This is a genomic window from Dactylosporangium maewongense (assembly GCF_039531485.1).
In the GTDB taxonomy this organism is placed as follows: Bacteria; Actinomycetota; Actinomycetes; order Mycobacteriales; family Micromonosporaceae; genus Dactylosporangium; species Dactylosporangium maewongense.
Window position 1 is genome coordinate 78,973 of sequence record NZ_BAAAQD010000016.1, and the last position, 14,588, is coordinate 93,560.

Here is a 14,588-nt window from a genome sequence, read left to right on the forward strand (position 1 = left end):
TCACGCCACGACCGCTCCGCCGTCGACCGGGAGCACCACGCCGGTGACGAACGAGGCGGCCGGTGCGGCCAGTTGGGTGATCGCCCAGGCCACCTCCTCCGGGCGGCCGATCCGGCCCAGCGGGGTGTGTGCCAGTTGCCATTCCCGGACTGCGGCCATCCGCTCGGGCGTCAGGCCCTGGTGCTCACCGATGGGGGTGTCGATCGCGCCGGGGGCGACCGCCACCACCCGGACCCCGCGGGGTGCCAGCTCGACCGCCCAGCTGCGGGTCAGGAGCTCCAGGGCGGCCTTGGTCGCGGCGTACACCGAGTTGCCGGGCCAGGCCCGCTGCCCCACCGACGTGCTGACGTTGACCACCACCCCGCCGGAGGCCTCCAGCAGCGGCAGTGCGGCCTGGGTCACCAGGATCGGCGCGACGAGGTTGGTGGCGACCTGCGCCGCGATCTGCTGCGGGGTCAACCTGCCGAGGACGCCGCCGTGGACGATGCCGGCGTTGTTGACCAGCACGTCGAGCCGGCCGAACAGCTCCGTCACCGACCGGGCGATCCGCTCGGGCCCGTCCTCGGCGGTGATGTCGGCGGGCAGCGGTGTGATCCGGCCGTGCCCGGCGGCGGTCTGCCTGAGCGGTTCGCCTCGCCGGCCGATCGCCACCACGTGGGCGCCCTCGACGGCGAAGGCGCGGGCGGCGGCCCGCCCGATGCCGGTGCCGGCCCCGGTGACGGCGACGACCCTGGCGCTCTGCGATGCGGTGGTGTCCATGGCGGTCATCGTGCAACCCTGCCGCCTACGGCAAGGTCAACGCCGCTGCGGCGAGCGGCGCCCGGTGCCCGCTCGTGCGGACTCCGCGGGCACCAGACAAGTGCGATACTGCCGCTCGTGAAGCAGACCGACGCAGCGCACGTCGCCGTCGAGGTGATCGACGAGCGCACCTACCTGAACGGCAGGTTCGCGAACCTGGTCAGGATCGGCCTGCAACCCGTCGACGTCCGCTGACCGGCGATGCGGAGGATGCTCGCCGTCCTCGCCGAACCCGGATGACCTGGTTGGCACGGACGGACAGGACTGGCATGATCATGCGGCCTGGACGGCGACGGCCGAGCGGTGCGGTTGGCGGAGGTGGTGCATCGTGAAGTTCTTCAAGCGGCAGCCGTCGACTCCCGTCGGGCGGCTCATGGCCGCCGCACGGTTGCCCACCGCGGGTGGCGACATCGCGGTGCAGGACGTCGTCATGGACGTGCTGCGACGCGGCAGCGGGCGGATGGCAGGCGGTCGCCGCGGCCGACGCGATCCAGGACGCCTACTGGCAGGCACACGCCATCGCGGGCCTCGCATGGCACCTACCACCCGACGAACGCACCCGCGCCGTCGCCGCACTGACCATCGCCACGCCCGACCCCTGAGGCATCCCCGACACGCTCATGATGGCGGCGGCCGATCGATGACATCCACCCGAAGGGTCTCGACGGAGAACCCAGAACGGGATGCTCGGCCGGGCTGCCACCCTCGGCGTCCATGGACGGCGTGGATCACCCGCTTTCGCGGCATGCCGTTGTCTTGGCGGGGCATGCCGTCGAGGTAGCGCACAGTTGGCCTGGGGGTCTCATGTCGCAGTTGCTTGTCACGTCGTACGGCGATCCGCGCCGGTCCGTGTCGCTGGAGCGCACGGACCACCCGGCGCTGGGGACCGACGACGTCCTGGTCGAGATGGAGGCCGCACCGGTCAATCCGTCCGACCTGCTGCTCGTCCGTGGTGACTACGGGATGCGGCCGTCGCTGCCGAGCCCGCTCGGCGGCGAGGGAGTGGGTCGGGTGATCGACGCCGGCGGGGGCGCGGGCCAGCACCTGGTTGGGCGGAAGGTGGTCATTCTGCCCAACTACGAGCAGGGCACCTGGGCGGACCAGGTGACCACGGGGTACCGCAACGTCGTGCCGATCCGGGAGGACGGCGACCCGCTGCAACTCGCCATGCTGCCGATCAACCCGGCGACCGCGTACCTGCTGCTGCACAAGTTCGCCACGCTGGCTCCCGGCGACTGGGTCGGCCTCAACGCCGCCAACTCCGCTGTCGGGCTGTGCGTCATCGCCCTCGCCCGGCTGCGGGGCTTCAAGACGCTCAACCTCGTGCGGCGCGAGGCCGCCGCCGAGACGGTGCGTGACGCCGGCGGCGACCGGGTGATCGTCGCCGGGGACGACCTGCCCGCGCAGATCGCGGACGCACTGGACGGCGCGGAGCTCGGTCTCGCCCTGGACGCCACGGCCGGCCGAACCGTCGCCGACCTCGCCGCGGCGCTGAGGTTCGGCGGTACGATCGTCAGCTACGCCTACGCGACCGACGCGCCCCCAGCCGTCCGCGCCCACGACCTCATCTTCAACGAGGTGACGCACACCGGGTTCTGGCTGCTCAACTGGCTGCGCCACGCTCCACGCACCGAGATCGAGCAGACCTACCGGGCACTCAACGACCTCGTCGCCGACGGCGACCTGACCGTCCCGGTCGACGCGACCTACCGCCTGGACGAGTACCACGAGGCGATCGAACACGCGATGACACCGGGACGCAGCGGAAAGGTCCTGTTCACGTTCGCCTGAAGTGTCTCGGAGGTGAACCGCCCGCGGTCAGCTGTCCAGCTCGTTGGTGGCGCCCCTGCTACTGCACGGCCGTCCCAGCCCGCAGCGCGCGAGTCCACCGGCTACGGCCCGAGGCGGTGGCGCCGGTAGCTCGGCCCTGGAGGATGGTGTTCGAGCCCGTTCTCGTCGAGCGCGTTGAAGATGACCAAACAGGCCAGCCCGAAGTCGAGTCCGACAGCGATGCTGCCGTCGGCCATGTCACCGCCGGTCCATTCGAGAAGCTCGAGCCCGGCAAGGCGCGCACCGTGCGCCGCGACGATGCCGTCACGGCCGTTGTACCAGCGCGGCCGGTAGTCCTGGATACCGAAACGGAACATGATCCGATTCTGCCCGTGTCCTGAGCGGCGCATCCGAATGGTCAGGTCGACGCTGCGGGCGCCTTCGGTTTCGGCGAGGTGCAGGGCTTCGCGGATGAGTGCGGCGCCGGCGCCGTGGCCTCGGGCGGACTCGTCGACGACGACGTCCTCGATCCTGGCGCGCAGGCCGGTCGGGACGGGGAAGGTGACGAGCGTCAGCACGCCGACGTTCCTGCCGACGGTCGCCCGATCCAGCTCACCCGCCAGACGGCGACCGCATCACCCCGGTGACGTCGATGGAGCCGCAGCTTTCAGGAGCTGTGGCCTTCGGATCCGTCGATGGCGGCCTCCCAGCCGCCGACGAGTCCGATCAGGAGCGAGTCGTCCACACGACCGTCCTCGACCGATCCGACCAGCTCCGGGCCGAAGTAGACATCGAACGACACGTCGTGCCGCTCCGAGATCCGGCCGACTTCCCCCATCACCTCGTTCACTTCTTCCAGGTGGGCCCGGCGCACCTGGCCGTCCAGTTCCTCGCCCCACGGCGGCAGGGTGGAGTGGACGTACAGCGCCAATCCAGAAACGCGGGCGCCGACTACCCCTCCCGGCTCATCGCAGAATTCAGGCGGTCCGAGAAGCCAAGACCGGCGGCCGGCGAGCTCGTCCGCCGACGAACGCAGCGCGGCCTTGACCGCATCGGATGCCTCTCCTTCGACCACGACAACCAGGCTGTCGATCGGATGCTCTTCCCGCACGGTGACGCCTCCGCTGGCCGCACATGCCCGGTCCACCCGGGTTGGTTCGAACGACGCCCGTTGCTGGTGGTGTCGCCATTGTGCACGAGGACGGTACCTGTCGGGGCTTCGGCGGCGGGTAGCGTCCTCAGCGGGCGGCGGTCTTCGCCTGGTACATGGCGGTGTCGGCGGCGGAGAGGATCTCGTCGGCGGTGGCGCGGTCGCCGCACGGGGTGCAGCCGATGCTGACGCCGATCCGCACGAGTTGGCCGGCGACCGTGTAGGGCGCGGCGATCGACGCCCGGAGGCGGTCGGCGATGCTGTCCAGTCGCTCCGCCTCCGCCAGGAACACCACGAACTCGTCGCCGCCGAAGCGGGCGGCCATGTCCCCGGTGCGCAGCGACCGGCGGATGCGCTCCGCCACGTAGACGAGCAGCTCGTCGCCGGCGGCGTGGCCGAGGCGGTCGTTGACCTGCTTGAAGCCGTCGAGGTCGAGGAACAGCACGGCGAGGTCCCGCGGGTCGGATCGGCGGTTGTAGAGCAGCGCCATCGACAGGTCGTAGTGGGCGCCGACCGTGGAGCGCAGCCGCCACCGGTCGCCGAAGTTGGCCACCTGCCGGACCCGCACGACGGCGAGGATCAGCTCCTGGACGCAGCCGTCGAGGCGCCGGGCCGTGGCGACGTCGGCGGCGGGCACCTGCTGGACGTACTCCTGCACGGCGCGGGCCACGATCCGCAGGCCTTCCGGCTGGGCCTGCAGGGCGTAGAGCGCGAGCAGCGCGGCGGTCGCGCCGGCGTGGTCCGGGGGTCGCCCGGCGGCCGCCGCGCCGGCCAGGTCGACGACCGAGTCGACGGCCTTGGCGAGGACGGTGAGGTGTTCGCCCGTCCGTACGGCACCCGGCGGCAGCAGCGCGGCGAGGCGCTCGGTGAGCCGGGCCGGGCCGGGATCCGCGACCGGCGGGGGCAGCCGCAGGACCGAGTCGGAGCAGCCGCAGGACCCGCGGGGCACGAACGCGGTCGGCACCCGCTGCGCGCCCGGCGGCAGCGGCGCCCCGGCGACGGCGCGCAGCAGCAGGTCCACCGCGCGGGCCGCCCACGGTCAGCGGCTGGCGGACGCTGGCGAGGCTCGGGTTGAGATACGCGGCGACCTCGATGTCGTCGAAGCCGGTGATCGCGAGGTCGTCGGGGCAGGCGAACCCGGCGGCGGTCAGCGCGGTCAGCAGCCCCGTCGCGTTGCGGTCGGTGGCCGCCACGATCGCGGTCGCGGTGTTGCGCAGGGCCCGCGGGTCGACCCCGGCGACGCCGCTCTCGAGGTTGTCGGTGGCGGGCAGGAACAGCGCGGGGTCGGGCTCGATGCCGTGGGCGAGCAGGGTCCCGGTGTAGGCGTGGTGCCGTTCGGCGATGTCGGAGGCGGCGACGTACCCCGTGAACGCGATCCTGCGGTGCCCGTGCTCGATGAGGTGCGTGACGGCGTCGCGGACGCCGGCGCCGTTGTCGGCGACGACGGCGGTCAGGTCGGGTCGGCCGGCGCGGTGCCCGAGGAGCACCACGGGCTTCCCGGCGGCGTGGAGCCGGTCGAGGTAGTCGCCGGTGACGGCGTCGGCGAGGACCACGAATCCGGCGATGTGGTCCCAGGCGACCGGCGCGGTGAACGTCGGCGTGCCCCCGTTGACGGCGATGTCCGCGGCGGCGTCGAGGGTCTGCACGGCGACGGTTCGGCTGCCGGCCGCGGCGGCGGCCGCGCTGATCCCGGCGAGGATCGTGCCGTAGTAGGCGCCGCCGACGAACGGCGACAGCACACCGATCACCGCACCGTCGCCCGCGCCCATACCAGCCACCTCCGCCCTCCGTATCGGCAACCGTGGCGGCGGCATTCGTCGAACCGGGCGGGAACACCGGATCTGGGACCGGTTGCGGTACCGGTTGCGCCGCGCACCCATCCGCTCCGCGACCAGCAGAGAGAGCGCTCTCTCCGGCGAAGCGCCGCCGCGTGACAGTCGCTTCTGTTAAGACTCTGAACAGCGGAAACAGTCATTGACACCAGGATCGCACGCTCGCTACAAAGCTTGAGAGCGCTCTCACGAGACACCCCACGCTCTTGGAGGTTTCCGCCAATGCCCCCTGCTGTGCGCCCCCTGGCCCTCGCGGCCGCCCTGGTGGCGACCGCCGCCGTCACCGTCAACGCCTACGCCGCCGTCCCGTCGACCCCGTCCGGCTGGACGTTGCAGTGGAGCGACGACTTCACCGGCTCGGCCGGCACCCTGCCGTCGTCGACGAACTGGCTCTTCACCACCGGCACCCAGTACGCGGGCGGGCCCGCCAACTTCGGTACCGGCGAGATCCAGAGCTACACCACCAGCACGCAGAACGTCGCCCTCGACGGCTCCGGAAACCTGAGGATCACCCCGATCAGGTCCGGCTCCGGGCAGTGGACGTCCGCCCGCATCGAGACGCGCCGCACGAACTTCAAACCGCCGTCGGGCGGTGTCATGCGCATCGAGGGCCGCCTGCAGATGCCGAACGTCTCCGGTGCCGCCGCCGCGGGCTACTGGCCGGCGTTCTGGGCCCTCGGCTCGCCGTACCGGGGCAACTACTGGAACTGGCCGGGCATCGGCGAGCTGGACATCATGGAGAACGTCAACGGCGTCAACCAGGTCTGGGGCACGCTGCACTGCGGCGTCAACCCGGGCGGCCCCTGCAACGAGACCACCGGCCTCGGCGGGACCCGGACCTGCCCGGCCAGCGCCTGCCAGGGCAACTTCCACACGTACGCGATCGAGTGGGACGCGAGCGTCAGCCCGCAGGTGCTGCGCTGGTACGTCGACGGCGTCCAGTTCTTCTCCGTGAACCAGAACCAGGTCGGCTCGTACTGGTCGGGCATGACCAGTCACGAGGGCTACTTCATCCTGCTCAACGTCGCGATGGGCGGCTCGTTCCCCAACGGCGTCGCCGGCTACTCCACCCCCACCGGCAGCACCGCGTCCGGCGTGCCGATGCTCGTGGACTACGTCGCCGTGTACACCAAGGGCGGCGGCTCGACCCCGACCCCGACCCCGACCGCCACCCCGACCCCGACCGCGACCCAGACCGGCGGCGGCCGCAGCGCCTACAGCACCATCCAGGCCGAGTCCTACAACGCGCAGTCCGGCGTCGTGCCCGGCAGCGACCAGATCGGGTACCTCGCCAACGGTGACTGGGCCCGCTACGACAACGTGGACTTCGGCACCACCACGCCGAAGGACTTCCTCGCCCGCGTCTCCTCCGGCGCCGCCGGCGGCGTCAGCGGCACCGTCGAGGTCCGCCTCGACAACGTCGGCAACGCGCCGGTCGCGAGCTTCGCCGTCGCCAACACCGGCGGCTGGAGCAGCTTCCGCGAGATCCCGGGCAACCTGACGTCGCAGGTCACCGGCCGGCACACGGTGTTCCTGCGCTTCAGCAGCGGCCAGCCGGCCGACTTCGTCAACGTCGACTGGTTCGTCTTCCGCAGGTAGTACCCCATGAGCGCCGGTGGTCACAGTGGATGCGGCCCGCTGTGACCACCGGCTTCCACGTCCGCGCCGCGCCCCGTGCCAGGATTGGCGCATGCGACTGCACGCGACGCTCCGCGCGACCCTGGCCGCCGCCGCGGCGACGCTCCTCATCCTGCTGCCGCCGGCCCCGGCGTGGGCTCACACGACGCTCACCAAGAGCGACCCGGCCGCGGGTGCCACGGTCAGCACGCCGGTCGCCGCGGTGACGCTGACGTTCACGGAGATGGTGAAGCAGCAGGCGAGCACCGTCGAGGTGACCGGTGCCGACGGCGTCTCGTACAGCGAGGGCACCCCCAGATCGGTGAACAAGACCCTCACGCAGGCGGTCCGGCCGCTGCCGCCGGGTCCGGTGACGGTCGTGTGGCGCACGGCCGCCGGCGACGGACACCCCTTGGAGGGCAGGTTCACGTTCACCAACGCCGCGCCGGCCCCGACGAGCGTGGCGCCGTCGCCCTCGCCCTCGCCGTCCGCCGCTCCTTCCAGTGCGGCACCGTCGCCGGCCGCCGCCGAGCCGGCCGCCAAGGACGACGGCGGCGGCAACGCCGGGCTGCTGTGGGCGGCGCTGGGCGCGGCCGCGGTGGTCGCCGCCGGCATCGCGGTCTGGCAGCGGCGGCGCCGCATCAAGTGACCCTCGCCGGGACGCGGGCGGGCCGTTAGGCTTACGCCCGTCCGCATCTCCGGCTCGGCGGCCGGGACGGGCTACCGGTGTGCGGCGCTCCGGGCCCTGCCCTGCCGTGCTCCCGTGAGGAACCCGCCGTGCCCACCACCACCGAGGTCGCGCCCGCCCGGTCGCGCGACGCCGTCTTCCGGCTCGTCGCCGTCGCCATCCTGATCGCCGCGGGCGTCGTCGCCTGGGTGCTGTTCCGCGGCGGTACCGGCGAAACACCACCACAGGACCGGTCGATCACGGTGTCGATCACCGGCGGCCGGGTCGAGCCGCCCGTCGGCCGGGTCGAGGTGGGCAAGGGCAGCACGATCCGGCTCACCGTCACCTCCGACGTGCCCGACGAGCTGCACGTCCACGGCTACGACCGCAAGGCCGTGCTGGAGGCGGGCCGGCCGGCGACGCTGGAGTTCCGCGCCGACACCACCGGCATGTTCGAGGTCGAGACGCACTCCGGTCACCTGCTGCTGGTGCAGCTGGTGGTGCGCTGATCAGCCTTGCTCAGCCCTTGAAGAACGTCAGCATCGCGTCGTTGACGGCGTCGGGCTGCTCCAGGTAGCCGTAGTGGCCGGCGGCGGGGATCTCGGCGTACTGGGCGCCGGGGATGGCGTCGGCGAGCTCACGGCCGCGGGCCGCCGGCGCCATCACGTCGTCCGCGAACGACAGCACCAGCGTCGGGGTGCCGATCCGCCGGTACGCGGCGAGCCGGTCCGTGTCGAGCTCAACGTCGAGCTGCGGGCGCAGGCCGGCGTCGGTCACGTCGGCCGGGGACATCTCGAACAGGTCGAGCCAGTCCTGCACCGCCTGCTCGTCCTGCAGCGTGCTCGGCGACAGGTTCTGCACCGCGCGCGTCGTCGCGTCGTACACGCCGGGGAGGCGGACGCGCTCGTCGTACAGCGCGCGCTCGGCGGCGGCGAGAGCCCGGGACATCGCGTCGGGGCGGCCCCGGCTCGCCATCAGCACCGCCTGGGTGGCCAGGTCGGGCCGGGCCAGCAGCAGCTCCTGCACGACGTGCGCGCCCATCGACGAGCCGACCAGCCGGCACGGCCCGCCGACGAGCCGCTCGATCAGGCCGGCCGTGTCGGCGACCAGGTCGTCGACGGTGAGCCCGGTCTTCGCCGGGTCGCTCGGCGACACGCCCCGGTTGTCGAAGGTGATCGCCCGGTAGCCGGCGGCGACCAGCGCGGGCACCTGGTGCAGCCGCCACGTGCGGCCGCGCGCGGCGGTGCCGGCGACCAGCACGACGGCGTCGCCGCTGCCGGACTCCTCGTAGTGCAGCGTCACGGCACCGACGTTCACGAACGGCACGGCCATCCCCCCTGTGGCGAAGTAAGGAGAGCCTAACGGATGCCGCCGCCCTACTGCTGGTAGCCGTTGTTGTCGCAGGTACGGCGCTGCAGGATGCAGTTCTTCGTGCGCTTGTTCATGGTGGCGGCGTCCCACATCACGAACGCGTCGCCGTGCATCGAGGAGGCGCTCCTGCCCTCCTTGTCCGAGGACAGGTAGTAGCCCTGCTGGGTGCCCTTCGCGCCGTACTGGATGTCGAAGGTGATCGCCGGGATCTTCACCGGGTGGCTGGCCGGGCAGGCGTTGCCCGAGCCGTGCTTGACGTGGTCCTTGTGGTTGGGGCTGTCCAGGTGCTTGCCGTCCCAGCAGTCCGGGAACTGCATCATGAAGTGCAGCGTGGCGTCGCCGCCGCAGATGGGCCAGTTGCCGTTGGTGCTGCGCGCGACGCCGTCGAGGTCGCCGGGGCCGTAGAAGGCGCAGTAGAACTGGCCCTGCGCCCCGCGCGGCGTCGGCTGCCGCTTCGTGGCGTCGCCGCTGATCATCCGCAGACCGTTCGGCATCGGCAGCTGACCGGCCGACGTGTTCATCAGCGACCGGTAGTAGACCCGGAAGCCGGTGGTCTCGACGGGTTTGTTCGTCGCGGCGTCGTACAGCGTCGGCACCCAGTACGCGGAGTGGTCCTGGACCGGCTTGCACGTCGTGGCCGTGAACTTCGTCAGGTCCTCGGGCGTCGTGTCGGCGGTGACGGCCTTGTTCCCGACGAACGAGTGCATGTGCGACGAGCCGGCGAGCCCGGGAAAGACGATCGGGTCGTCGGCCAGGGAGTGGCTGTACTGGCAGTCCGCCCGGAACTCGGGCAGGTTGCCCACCCCCGCCGGCACCGGGTCGGTCTTGAGCGCCTGGTACGCGTCGACCTGCGCCTTCCACGCCGCGGCATCCACCGGGATCCACCCGGTCGCGGGCGCCTTGCCGGTGGCGGACTTCGACGCTCCAGCGCTCGCACTCGTGGCCGCCGCCGCGGACCCCGACGGTGCTGGCGCTGCGGCGACAAGTGCGCCGGATTCCGCCGGTACCGGCGACGCATCCGCAACGGTGGAAGGCTTCGCGGATCCGGGTGACGTGGCGAGGTAGACCGCCACCGCGCCGGCGACGACGATCAGGCCCGCCGCAGCCATCACCACCTTGCTCCGGCCGAGCCGCCAGGGAACGCCGTGGTTCGACGCGTACGACAACGGATGACTCCCCACGAGCGCGGACGGTGCACGACCGCCGTGATCGTAGGCGCCGCCGCCCCGTGCCCGACAGAGATCTAAAGCAACCTTAATCCACGACCCGAATTTAGCGGCCGTAGAACCGGTGGGCGAACAGCTCGGCGGCCAGCTCGTCGACCGACGTGGTCGCGCCCACGGCCCACAGGGCGGCCGCCACGGGGTCGGGGTCGCCGCCCTCGCCGAACGTCGGCAGTGCCAGGAGCAGGTTCACCGGGTCGGTGGGCAGCAGTCCCCACGGCAGGCCGGGCCCCGGGCTGTCGCCGCCGTCCTCGGCGGCGAGGCGGCGCGCGGCGGCCCCGATCTCGGCGTCGACCAGCCAGTCGAGGCCAGGATCGCCGGGAAAGTTGCGCACGATCAGGTGCAGGACGCCCCGGCCGATCGGGACGGTGAACACCGGCCACAGGTCCGATCGCTCGAAGTCGTCGAGGAGCGCCTCGAGGTCGGCCGGGTCCACCCCGAACGCCTCGGGTGCCGAGCCCGCGTGGCCGACGGCGAACAGGAACGCGGGCCAGAACAGCTCGTCCTCCAGCCAGGGCATCGCGTCGACCAGCGGCGCGTCCTGGCCGGGCAGGTAGTCAGGAAGTTGCATCGGTGGCGGCCCGGACCTTGTCGAGATGGATGCGGGCAGCTTGGGCGTGGGCTTCGTGGCGGAGCCAGCCGTTGGCGAGCGAGGGCAGGCCGGCGGCCGCGGCGCGGGCCGCGCGGGCCGGGTGGTGCTTGCCGGGCCGGCCGCAGTCCCACTCGATGCGCAGCCCCTCGAGCGGCCGTTGCACCGGCCGCGCGACCTCGGCCAGGAGGTCCTCGCCGGCGAAGCCGAGCCCGCGGATCCAGGCGACGCGCGTCGCGGTGACGGGTGCACCGTACGCCCGATCGATCCACGCCAGTTGGAACGCGGCGTGCGCCGCCGGCTCGACCAGCAGGATGCCGGCGTACGCGTCGAACGCGCCGCCCAGCGTGGTCTCGATCCGCCCGCGCAGGAACGCGTCGTCGGCGTCCTCGATCCGCCGCACGGCCCCTTCGCCCCCGATCAGTGCCCTCCCTCGTTCGCCGTAGTTCGCGAAGGCCGCGATGACGGCGTTCCGCTCCGACACGCTGAGGCGGTCCTCGTGCAGCATCGGCAGCAGGTGTACCAGCAGCGTCTCGTCTCCGAGCGCGCCGATCGCCTCCGGTACCGCCGCCACCCCCGCCCCGTCGACGAGCTCCCGCAGCTTCAGGTCAGGCTCATGCGGTGCCGGCGTGAAGTCGCTGTCCCAGTGCCGCTGCCCCCACAGCTCGTCCCGGAACGCGTCGAACAACTGCCGCGCCTCCGCCTCCCCGCCCACGCCCCCAACGTACGCCAGGACCTCCAGTCGTATCCCCACATGCCGGCCGGCCGCGCGCGTATGGTCGGTCGCATCGGCCGGGTGCCGGATCGGGGGCGGTGCCGTGAGCTTTCAGCGCTGGCGGGTCTGGCTGGTGCCCGCGGCCGGGGCGCTGGTTCTGGTCAGCAGCCTCACCCCGTGGTGGACCCTGGACATCGCCGACGGTGGTGCGCTCGCCGAAGGCGGGACCGGCGCCGTCACCACGTGGGAGACCTCGGGTTGGTGGCCGGTCGCCGTCACCACCGGACCGTCCGTCGTTAGAGTGCTGCCATGGACGTTGCTGTCGAGCGCATTGCCGCCGCCACCGAAGAGACGGTCGAGGCATTCGCCCGCCTGCTGCCCCAGCTGTCCGCCTCCGCCGCGCCGCTGGACGCCGCGGCCCTCGACGCACTCCTCATCTGGCCGGGCAACCACATCCTGACCGCCTGCGTCGACGGCAGGATCGTCGGCGTGCTGACGCTGGTCACGTTCCCCGTCCCGACCGGCCTGCGCGCCAGGATCGAGGACGTGGTCGTCGACGAGTCCGCCCGAGGCCACGGCGCCGGCGCCGCACTCATCCGCGAAGCCCTCCGCCTCGCCGAAACCGAAGGCGCCCGCAGCGTCGACCTGACATCCCGCCCCGACCGCGTCTCCGCCATCCGCCTGTACGAACGACTCGGCTTCACCCGCCGCGCCTCCAACACCTTCCGCTACACCGGAGCCCCGCGGCTATCGTGACGCGTCCGGGCAGGTCGTGATTGCACGCCACGCTGAACGGATGCCGGACGGCGCCGGAGCAAGTATGGATCTTCGTGGATGCTTTTCTGGCCTACCAACGCGTTTGGGCGCTGGGAGCAGCGGCCCGACCAGCGCCCACTGCTCGTCGGTCAGGTCTGAGGGGTACCGCCACGGCCGGAGCATCCGGCCACGCTGGCGGCATCGACATCGGTGATCACGTAGGCACGCCGATGCACCCTCAGCGGATCTTGTCCCAGAATTCCCACTCCTTGCCGTCGTGGTCGGGACACTGCTGGCTGAGCTGCTGGCTGGCCAGCGTAGGTGCGTTGCGTTCAGCCCCGACCGGGGTGTAGTACAACTCGAACGCCCGACGACAGCTCCCACAGAGGATCCTGACGGTCCTGGGGTCGCGGCTCAGCACGTAGCGCTCCGCGTCGAGTGGGATCCATGGGCTCGGCTCGGTGGCCCAGCCGGCGTCGTAACGCTGCACCGCTTCGACGAACTCCGCGGGCGGCCGGTAGTCGTGCGCGGCGACGTAATGCCAGATCAGCGCCGGTGCCGCGAACATCACGCCCGGCCGGGCCGGCACCCTGATCTGACGGAACGCAAGCCAGGGCCGCCCGTCTGGCCGCGGATCGGCGATGATATTCGTGTCCGACGGGCAGAACTCACAGGGGTGGAGGCCTCGCGTCTCGTTGACGGATGGGTTGCCGCCGGCGTGATCTCCATTTCGAAGACTCGGAGCAGATATTCTTCGTCACGCTCACGAGGAGCCCTGATGGAATCAATCACTTCGGGGCACGCAGTCAAGTCTTTAGCGCTTCGATTGGCTTCGGATGTCACTGGGGCGGCCGCGTAGCAGTAGGGGCGCTACCAGTACCGTGGCGGCTCCGGCGGACGCGATGGCCAGGGCCGGGGAAGTCAACTCCGCGACGGTGCCCAGAAGCAGGGGGCTGAGGCCCTGCAGGGCCATCATGCCGGTGGAGAGCAGGGCGAAGAGCTGGCCGCGGCGGGCTTCGGGGGCGGCGGCGAGGAAGGCACGTTGCAGACCGAGGCCGTACGCGAAGCCCGTCCCGGCGATGACGAGCAGCGCCGCCAGGACCGGGAGTGGTGGGGCGGCGAGCACGGCGATGAGTGGGGTGCCGAGCAGGAGCAGGAAGGGACCGGCGAGGCGTTCGCGCAGGGTGGGGCGGAGGAAGCGGCCGGCGACGAAGTTGCCCAGGAGCATGCCGGCGGCGGGGGCGGCCATGAGGACGGCGCCGGAGCCTGGTGGGAAGCCGCGGCGGCCGGCGTACGCGACGAGGAGGGCCTCGGCGCCGGCGGCGAACGCGGACGGCAGCCACTGGGCGAGCAGCAGCCGGCGGATGGTGCGGTCACCGAACAACGCCGATGCCCCGGCCAGACTGTCCCTGACAGCGCCGCCACGGGAATGGACGGCACCGCCACGGGAACGGACACCTCCGCCGCCTGAGCCGAGGCCGAAGCGGACCAGCACGGCGGCGGCCACGTGGCAGGCGGCGGCGAAGAGCAGCGCGTGGCGGGGTCCCGCGGCGGCCACCGCGACGCCGCCGCCCGCGAGGCCGAGCAGCTGGGCGGCGGAGGACGACATGTTGGACACGGAGCGGCCGAGGACGTACGCGTCGCCGGTCAGTTGGTCGGCGATGACGCGGGCCGCCGCGCCCGCGAACACCGGCGTGCCGCACGCGACCACGGCGACCAGCGAGAGGCTCGCCGCGACCGGCAGGTCGAGCAGGCCGAGCGCGGCCGCGAGGAGGGCCTCGACCGCATACCCGGCGACGATGAGCGGCCGCGGGCGCAGGCGGTCGGTCAGCGACCCGAGCAGCAGCCCGCCGACGACCTGCGGCAGGAATCCCGCGCCGAAGGCGAGCGCGCTGAGCAGCGCGGAGCCGGTGCCGGTGTAGACCAGGACGGACAGCGCGAAGATCTGCAGGGAGTTCGCGCCGATCGCCAGGGTCCGCGCGACGAACAGGGCACGGAACGACGGCTCCGCGAACACCTCGCGGTACGTGGCCGGGCGGTCGACGACAGTCATGCGCACCAGCCTGCGGGCGAGCGGGAGACGGCACGAATGATTCGCCA

The 14,588-nt window shown here is 72.2% G+C and carries 17 protein-coding genes and 2 pseudogenes; 6 read left to right on the plus strand and 13 right to left on the minus strand.

The annotated features are described in order from the left end of the window. Positions 1-759 (minus strand): SDR family NAD(P)-dependent oxidoreductase, encoded by a 759-nt coding sequence (locus ABD332_RS34850; RefSeq protein WP_344506801.1) that lies wholly within the window; start codon positions 757-759, stop codon positions 1-3. Between the two features lie 440 nt (positions 760-1,199). On the opposite strand from ABD332_RS34850, the gene ABD332_RS34855 reads away from it, so the two are divergent. Together ABD332_RS34855 and ABD332_RS34860 are read left to right on the plus strand one after the other, a co-directional pair. Beyond that, complete coding sequence (locus ABD332_RS34855; RefSeq protein ID WP_344506803.1) at positions 1,200-1,400, plus strand: hypothetical protein; 201 nt, start codon at positions 1,200-1,202, stop codon at positions 1,398-1,400. A 202-nt stretch (positions 1,401-1,602) separates the two neighbouring features. Beyond that, positions 1,603-2,589: a zinc-dependent alcohol dehydrogenase family protein gene (locus ABD332_RS34860; RefSeq protein WP_344506805.1), complete on the plus strand. Its 987-nt coding sequence runs from the start codon at positions 1,603-1,605 to the stop codon at positions 2,587-2,589. Positions 2,590-2,690: 101 nt separating this feature from the next. On the opposite strand, the gene ABD332_RS34865 is transcribed toward ABD332_RS34860, so the two are convergent. From ABD332_RS34865 to ABD332_RS60180, 4 genes and pseudogenes are all read right to left on the minus strand, one after another. Beyond that, complete coding sequence (locus tag ABD332_RS34865; protein WP_344507249.1) at positions 2,691-3,191, minus strand: GNAT family N-acetyltransferase; 501 nt, start codon at positions 3,189-3,191, stop codon at positions 2,691-2,693. A 44-nt stretch (positions 3,192-3,235) separates the two neighbouring features. After that, positions 3,236-3,679 carry a hypothetical protein gene (locus tag ABD332_RS34870; protein WP_344506807.1) on the minus strand — a complete coding sequence of 148 codons (444 nt, stop codon included), beginning with the start codon at positions 3,677-3,679 and terminating at the stop codon, positions 3,236-3,238. 127 nt (positions 3,680-3,806) lie between these two features. Then, positions 3,807-4,739: a GGDEF domain-containing protein gene (locus tag ABD332_RS34875; protein ID WP_344506809.1), complete on the minus strand. Its 933-nt coding sequence runs from the start codon at positions 4,737-4,739 to the stop codon at positions 3,807-3,809. 76 nt (positions 4,740-4,815) lie between these two features. Continuing rightward, a pseudogene (locus ABD332_RS60180) lies at positions 4,816-5,598 on the minus strand (substrate-binding domain-containing protein); the annotation flags it as partial. 174 nt (positions 5,599-5,772) lie between these two features. On the opposite strand from ABD332_RS60180, the gene ABD332_RS34890 reads away from it, so the two are divergent. The 3 genes from ABD332_RS34890 (at position 5,773) to ABD332_RS34900 (ending at position 8,343) form a co-directional block, all read left to right on the plus strand. Next, positions 5,773-7,149: a carbohydrate-binding protein gene (locus ABD332_RS34890; protein WP_344506814.1), complete on the plus strand. Its 1,377-nt coding sequence runs from the start codon at positions 5,773-5,775 to the stop codon at positions 7,147-7,149. 91 nt (positions 7,150-7,240) lie between these two features. After that, on the plus strand, positions 7,241-7,816 hold the full coding sequence (locus ABD332_RS34895; protein ID WP_344506817.1) for a copper resistance CopC family protein: 576 nt from the start codon (positions 7,241-7,243) through the stop codon (positions 7,814-7,816). A gap of 128 nt (positions 7,817-7,944) precedes the next feature. Next, on the plus strand, positions 7,945-8,343 hold the full coding sequence (locus tag ABD332_RS34900) for a hypothetical protein (protein ID WP_344506819.1): 399 nt from the start codon (positions 7,945-7,947) through the stop codon (positions 8,341-8,343). Between the two features lie 10 nt (positions 8,344-8,353). On the opposite strand, the gene ABD332_RS34905 is transcribed toward ABD332_RS34900, so the two are convergent. The 5 genes from ABD332_RS34905 to ABD332_RS34925 all read right to left on the minus strand — a co-directional run bounded on the left by ABD332_RS34905 (position 8,354) and on the right by ABD332_RS34925 (position 12,011). Next, entirely contained in the window at positions 8,354-9,160 is an 807-nt protein-coding gene (locus ABD332_RS34905) for an alpha/beta fold hydrolase (RefSeq protein WP_344506821.1), read from the minus strand. 50 nt (positions 9,161-9,210) lie between these two features. Beyond that, entirely contained in the window at positions 9,211-10,371 is a 1,161-nt protein-coding gene (locus ABD332_RS34910; RefSeq protein ID WP_344506824.1) for a DUF1996 domain-containing protein, read from the minus strand. A 106-nt stretch (positions 10,372-10,477) separates the two neighbouring features. Beyond that, positions 10,478-10,999, minus strand: a complete 522-nt coding sequence (locus tag ABD332_RS34915) for a chlorophyll a-b binding domain-containing protein (RefSeq protein ID WP_344506826.1) — start codon at positions 10,997-10,999, stop codon at positions 10,478-10,480. After that, positions 10,986-11,732 carry a hypothetical protein gene (locus ABD332_RS34920; protein WP_344506828.1) on the minus strand — a complete coding sequence of 249 codons (747 nt, stop codon included), beginning with the start codon at positions 11,730-11,732 and terminating at the stop codon, positions 10,986-10,988. The genes ABD332_RS34915 and ABD332_RS34920 overlap by 14 nt, the downstream gene beginning before the upstream one ends. A 111-nt stretch (positions 11,733-11,843) precedes the next feature. Beyond that, complete coding sequence (locus ABD332_RS34925) at positions 11,844-12,011, minus strand: hypothetical protein (protein ID WP_344506830.1); 168 nt, start codon at positions 12,009-12,011, stop codon at positions 11,844-11,846. Between the two features lie 30 nt (positions 12,012-12,041). Here ABD332_RS34925 and ABD332_RS34930 point away from each other — a divergent pair, with 30 nt between their 5' ends. Then, positions 12,042-12,488 carry a GNAT family N-acetyltransferase gene (locus ABD332_RS34930; RefSeq protein ID WP_344506832.1) on the plus strand — a complete coding sequence of 149 codons (447 nt, stop codon included), beginning with the start codon at positions 12,042-12,044 and terminating at the stop codon, positions 12,486-12,488. 60 nt (positions 12,489-12,548) lie between these two features. Here the strand turns inward: ABD332_RS34930 and ABD332_RS34935 are convergent. The 3 genes and pseudogenes from ABD332_RS34935 to ABD332_RS34945 form a co-directional block, all read right to left on the minus strand. Further along, a pseudogene (locus ABD332_RS34935) lies at positions 12,549-12,671 on the minus strand (transposase); the annotation flags it as partial. A 55-nt stretch (positions 12,672-12,726) separates the two neighbouring features. Beyond that, complete coding sequence (locus ABD332_RS34940) at positions 12,727-13,239, minus strand: DUF7919 family protein (RefSeq protein ID WP_486303846.1); 513 nt, start codon at positions 13,237-13,239, stop codon at positions 12,727-12,729. 63 nt (positions 13,240-13,302) lie between these two features. Then, positions 13,303-14,541: an MFS transporter gene (locus ABD332_RS34945; RefSeq protein ID WP_344506836.1), complete on the minus strand. Its 1,239-nt coding sequence runs from the start codon at positions 14,539-14,541 to the stop codon at positions 13,303-13,305. Positions 14,542-14,588: the final 47 nt, after the last annotated feature.

Coding starts and splice junctions, on each gene's coding strand:
- ABD332_RS34930 (WP_344506832.1), top strand. CDS start 12,042: ATGGACGTTGCTGTCGAGCGCATTGCCGCCGCCACCGAAGAGACGGTC.
- ABD332_RS34915 (WP_344506826.1), bottom strand. CDS start 10,999: ATGCAACTTCCTGACTACCTGCCCGGCCAGGACGCGCCGCTGGTCGAC.
- ABD332_RS34945 (WP_344506836.1), bottom strand. CDS start 14,541: ATGACTGTCGTCGACCGCCCGGCCACGTACCGCGAGGTGTTCGCGGAG.
- ABD332_RS34890 (WP_344506814.1), top strand. CDS start 5,773: ATGCCCCCTGCTGTGCGCCCCCTGGCCCTCGCGGCCGCCCTGGTGGCG.
- ABD332_RS34860 (WP_344506805.1), top strand. CDS start 1,603: ATGTCGCAGTTGCTTGTCACGTCGTACGGCGATCCGCGCCGGTCCGTG.
- ABD332_RS34850 (WP_344506801.1), bottom strand. CDS start 759: ATGGACACCACCGCATCGCAGAGCGCCAGGGTCGTCGCCGTCACCGGG.
- ABD332_RS34895 (WP_344506817.1), top strand. CDS start 7,241: ATGCGACTGCACGCGACGCTCCGCGCGACCCTGGCCGCCGCCGCGGCG.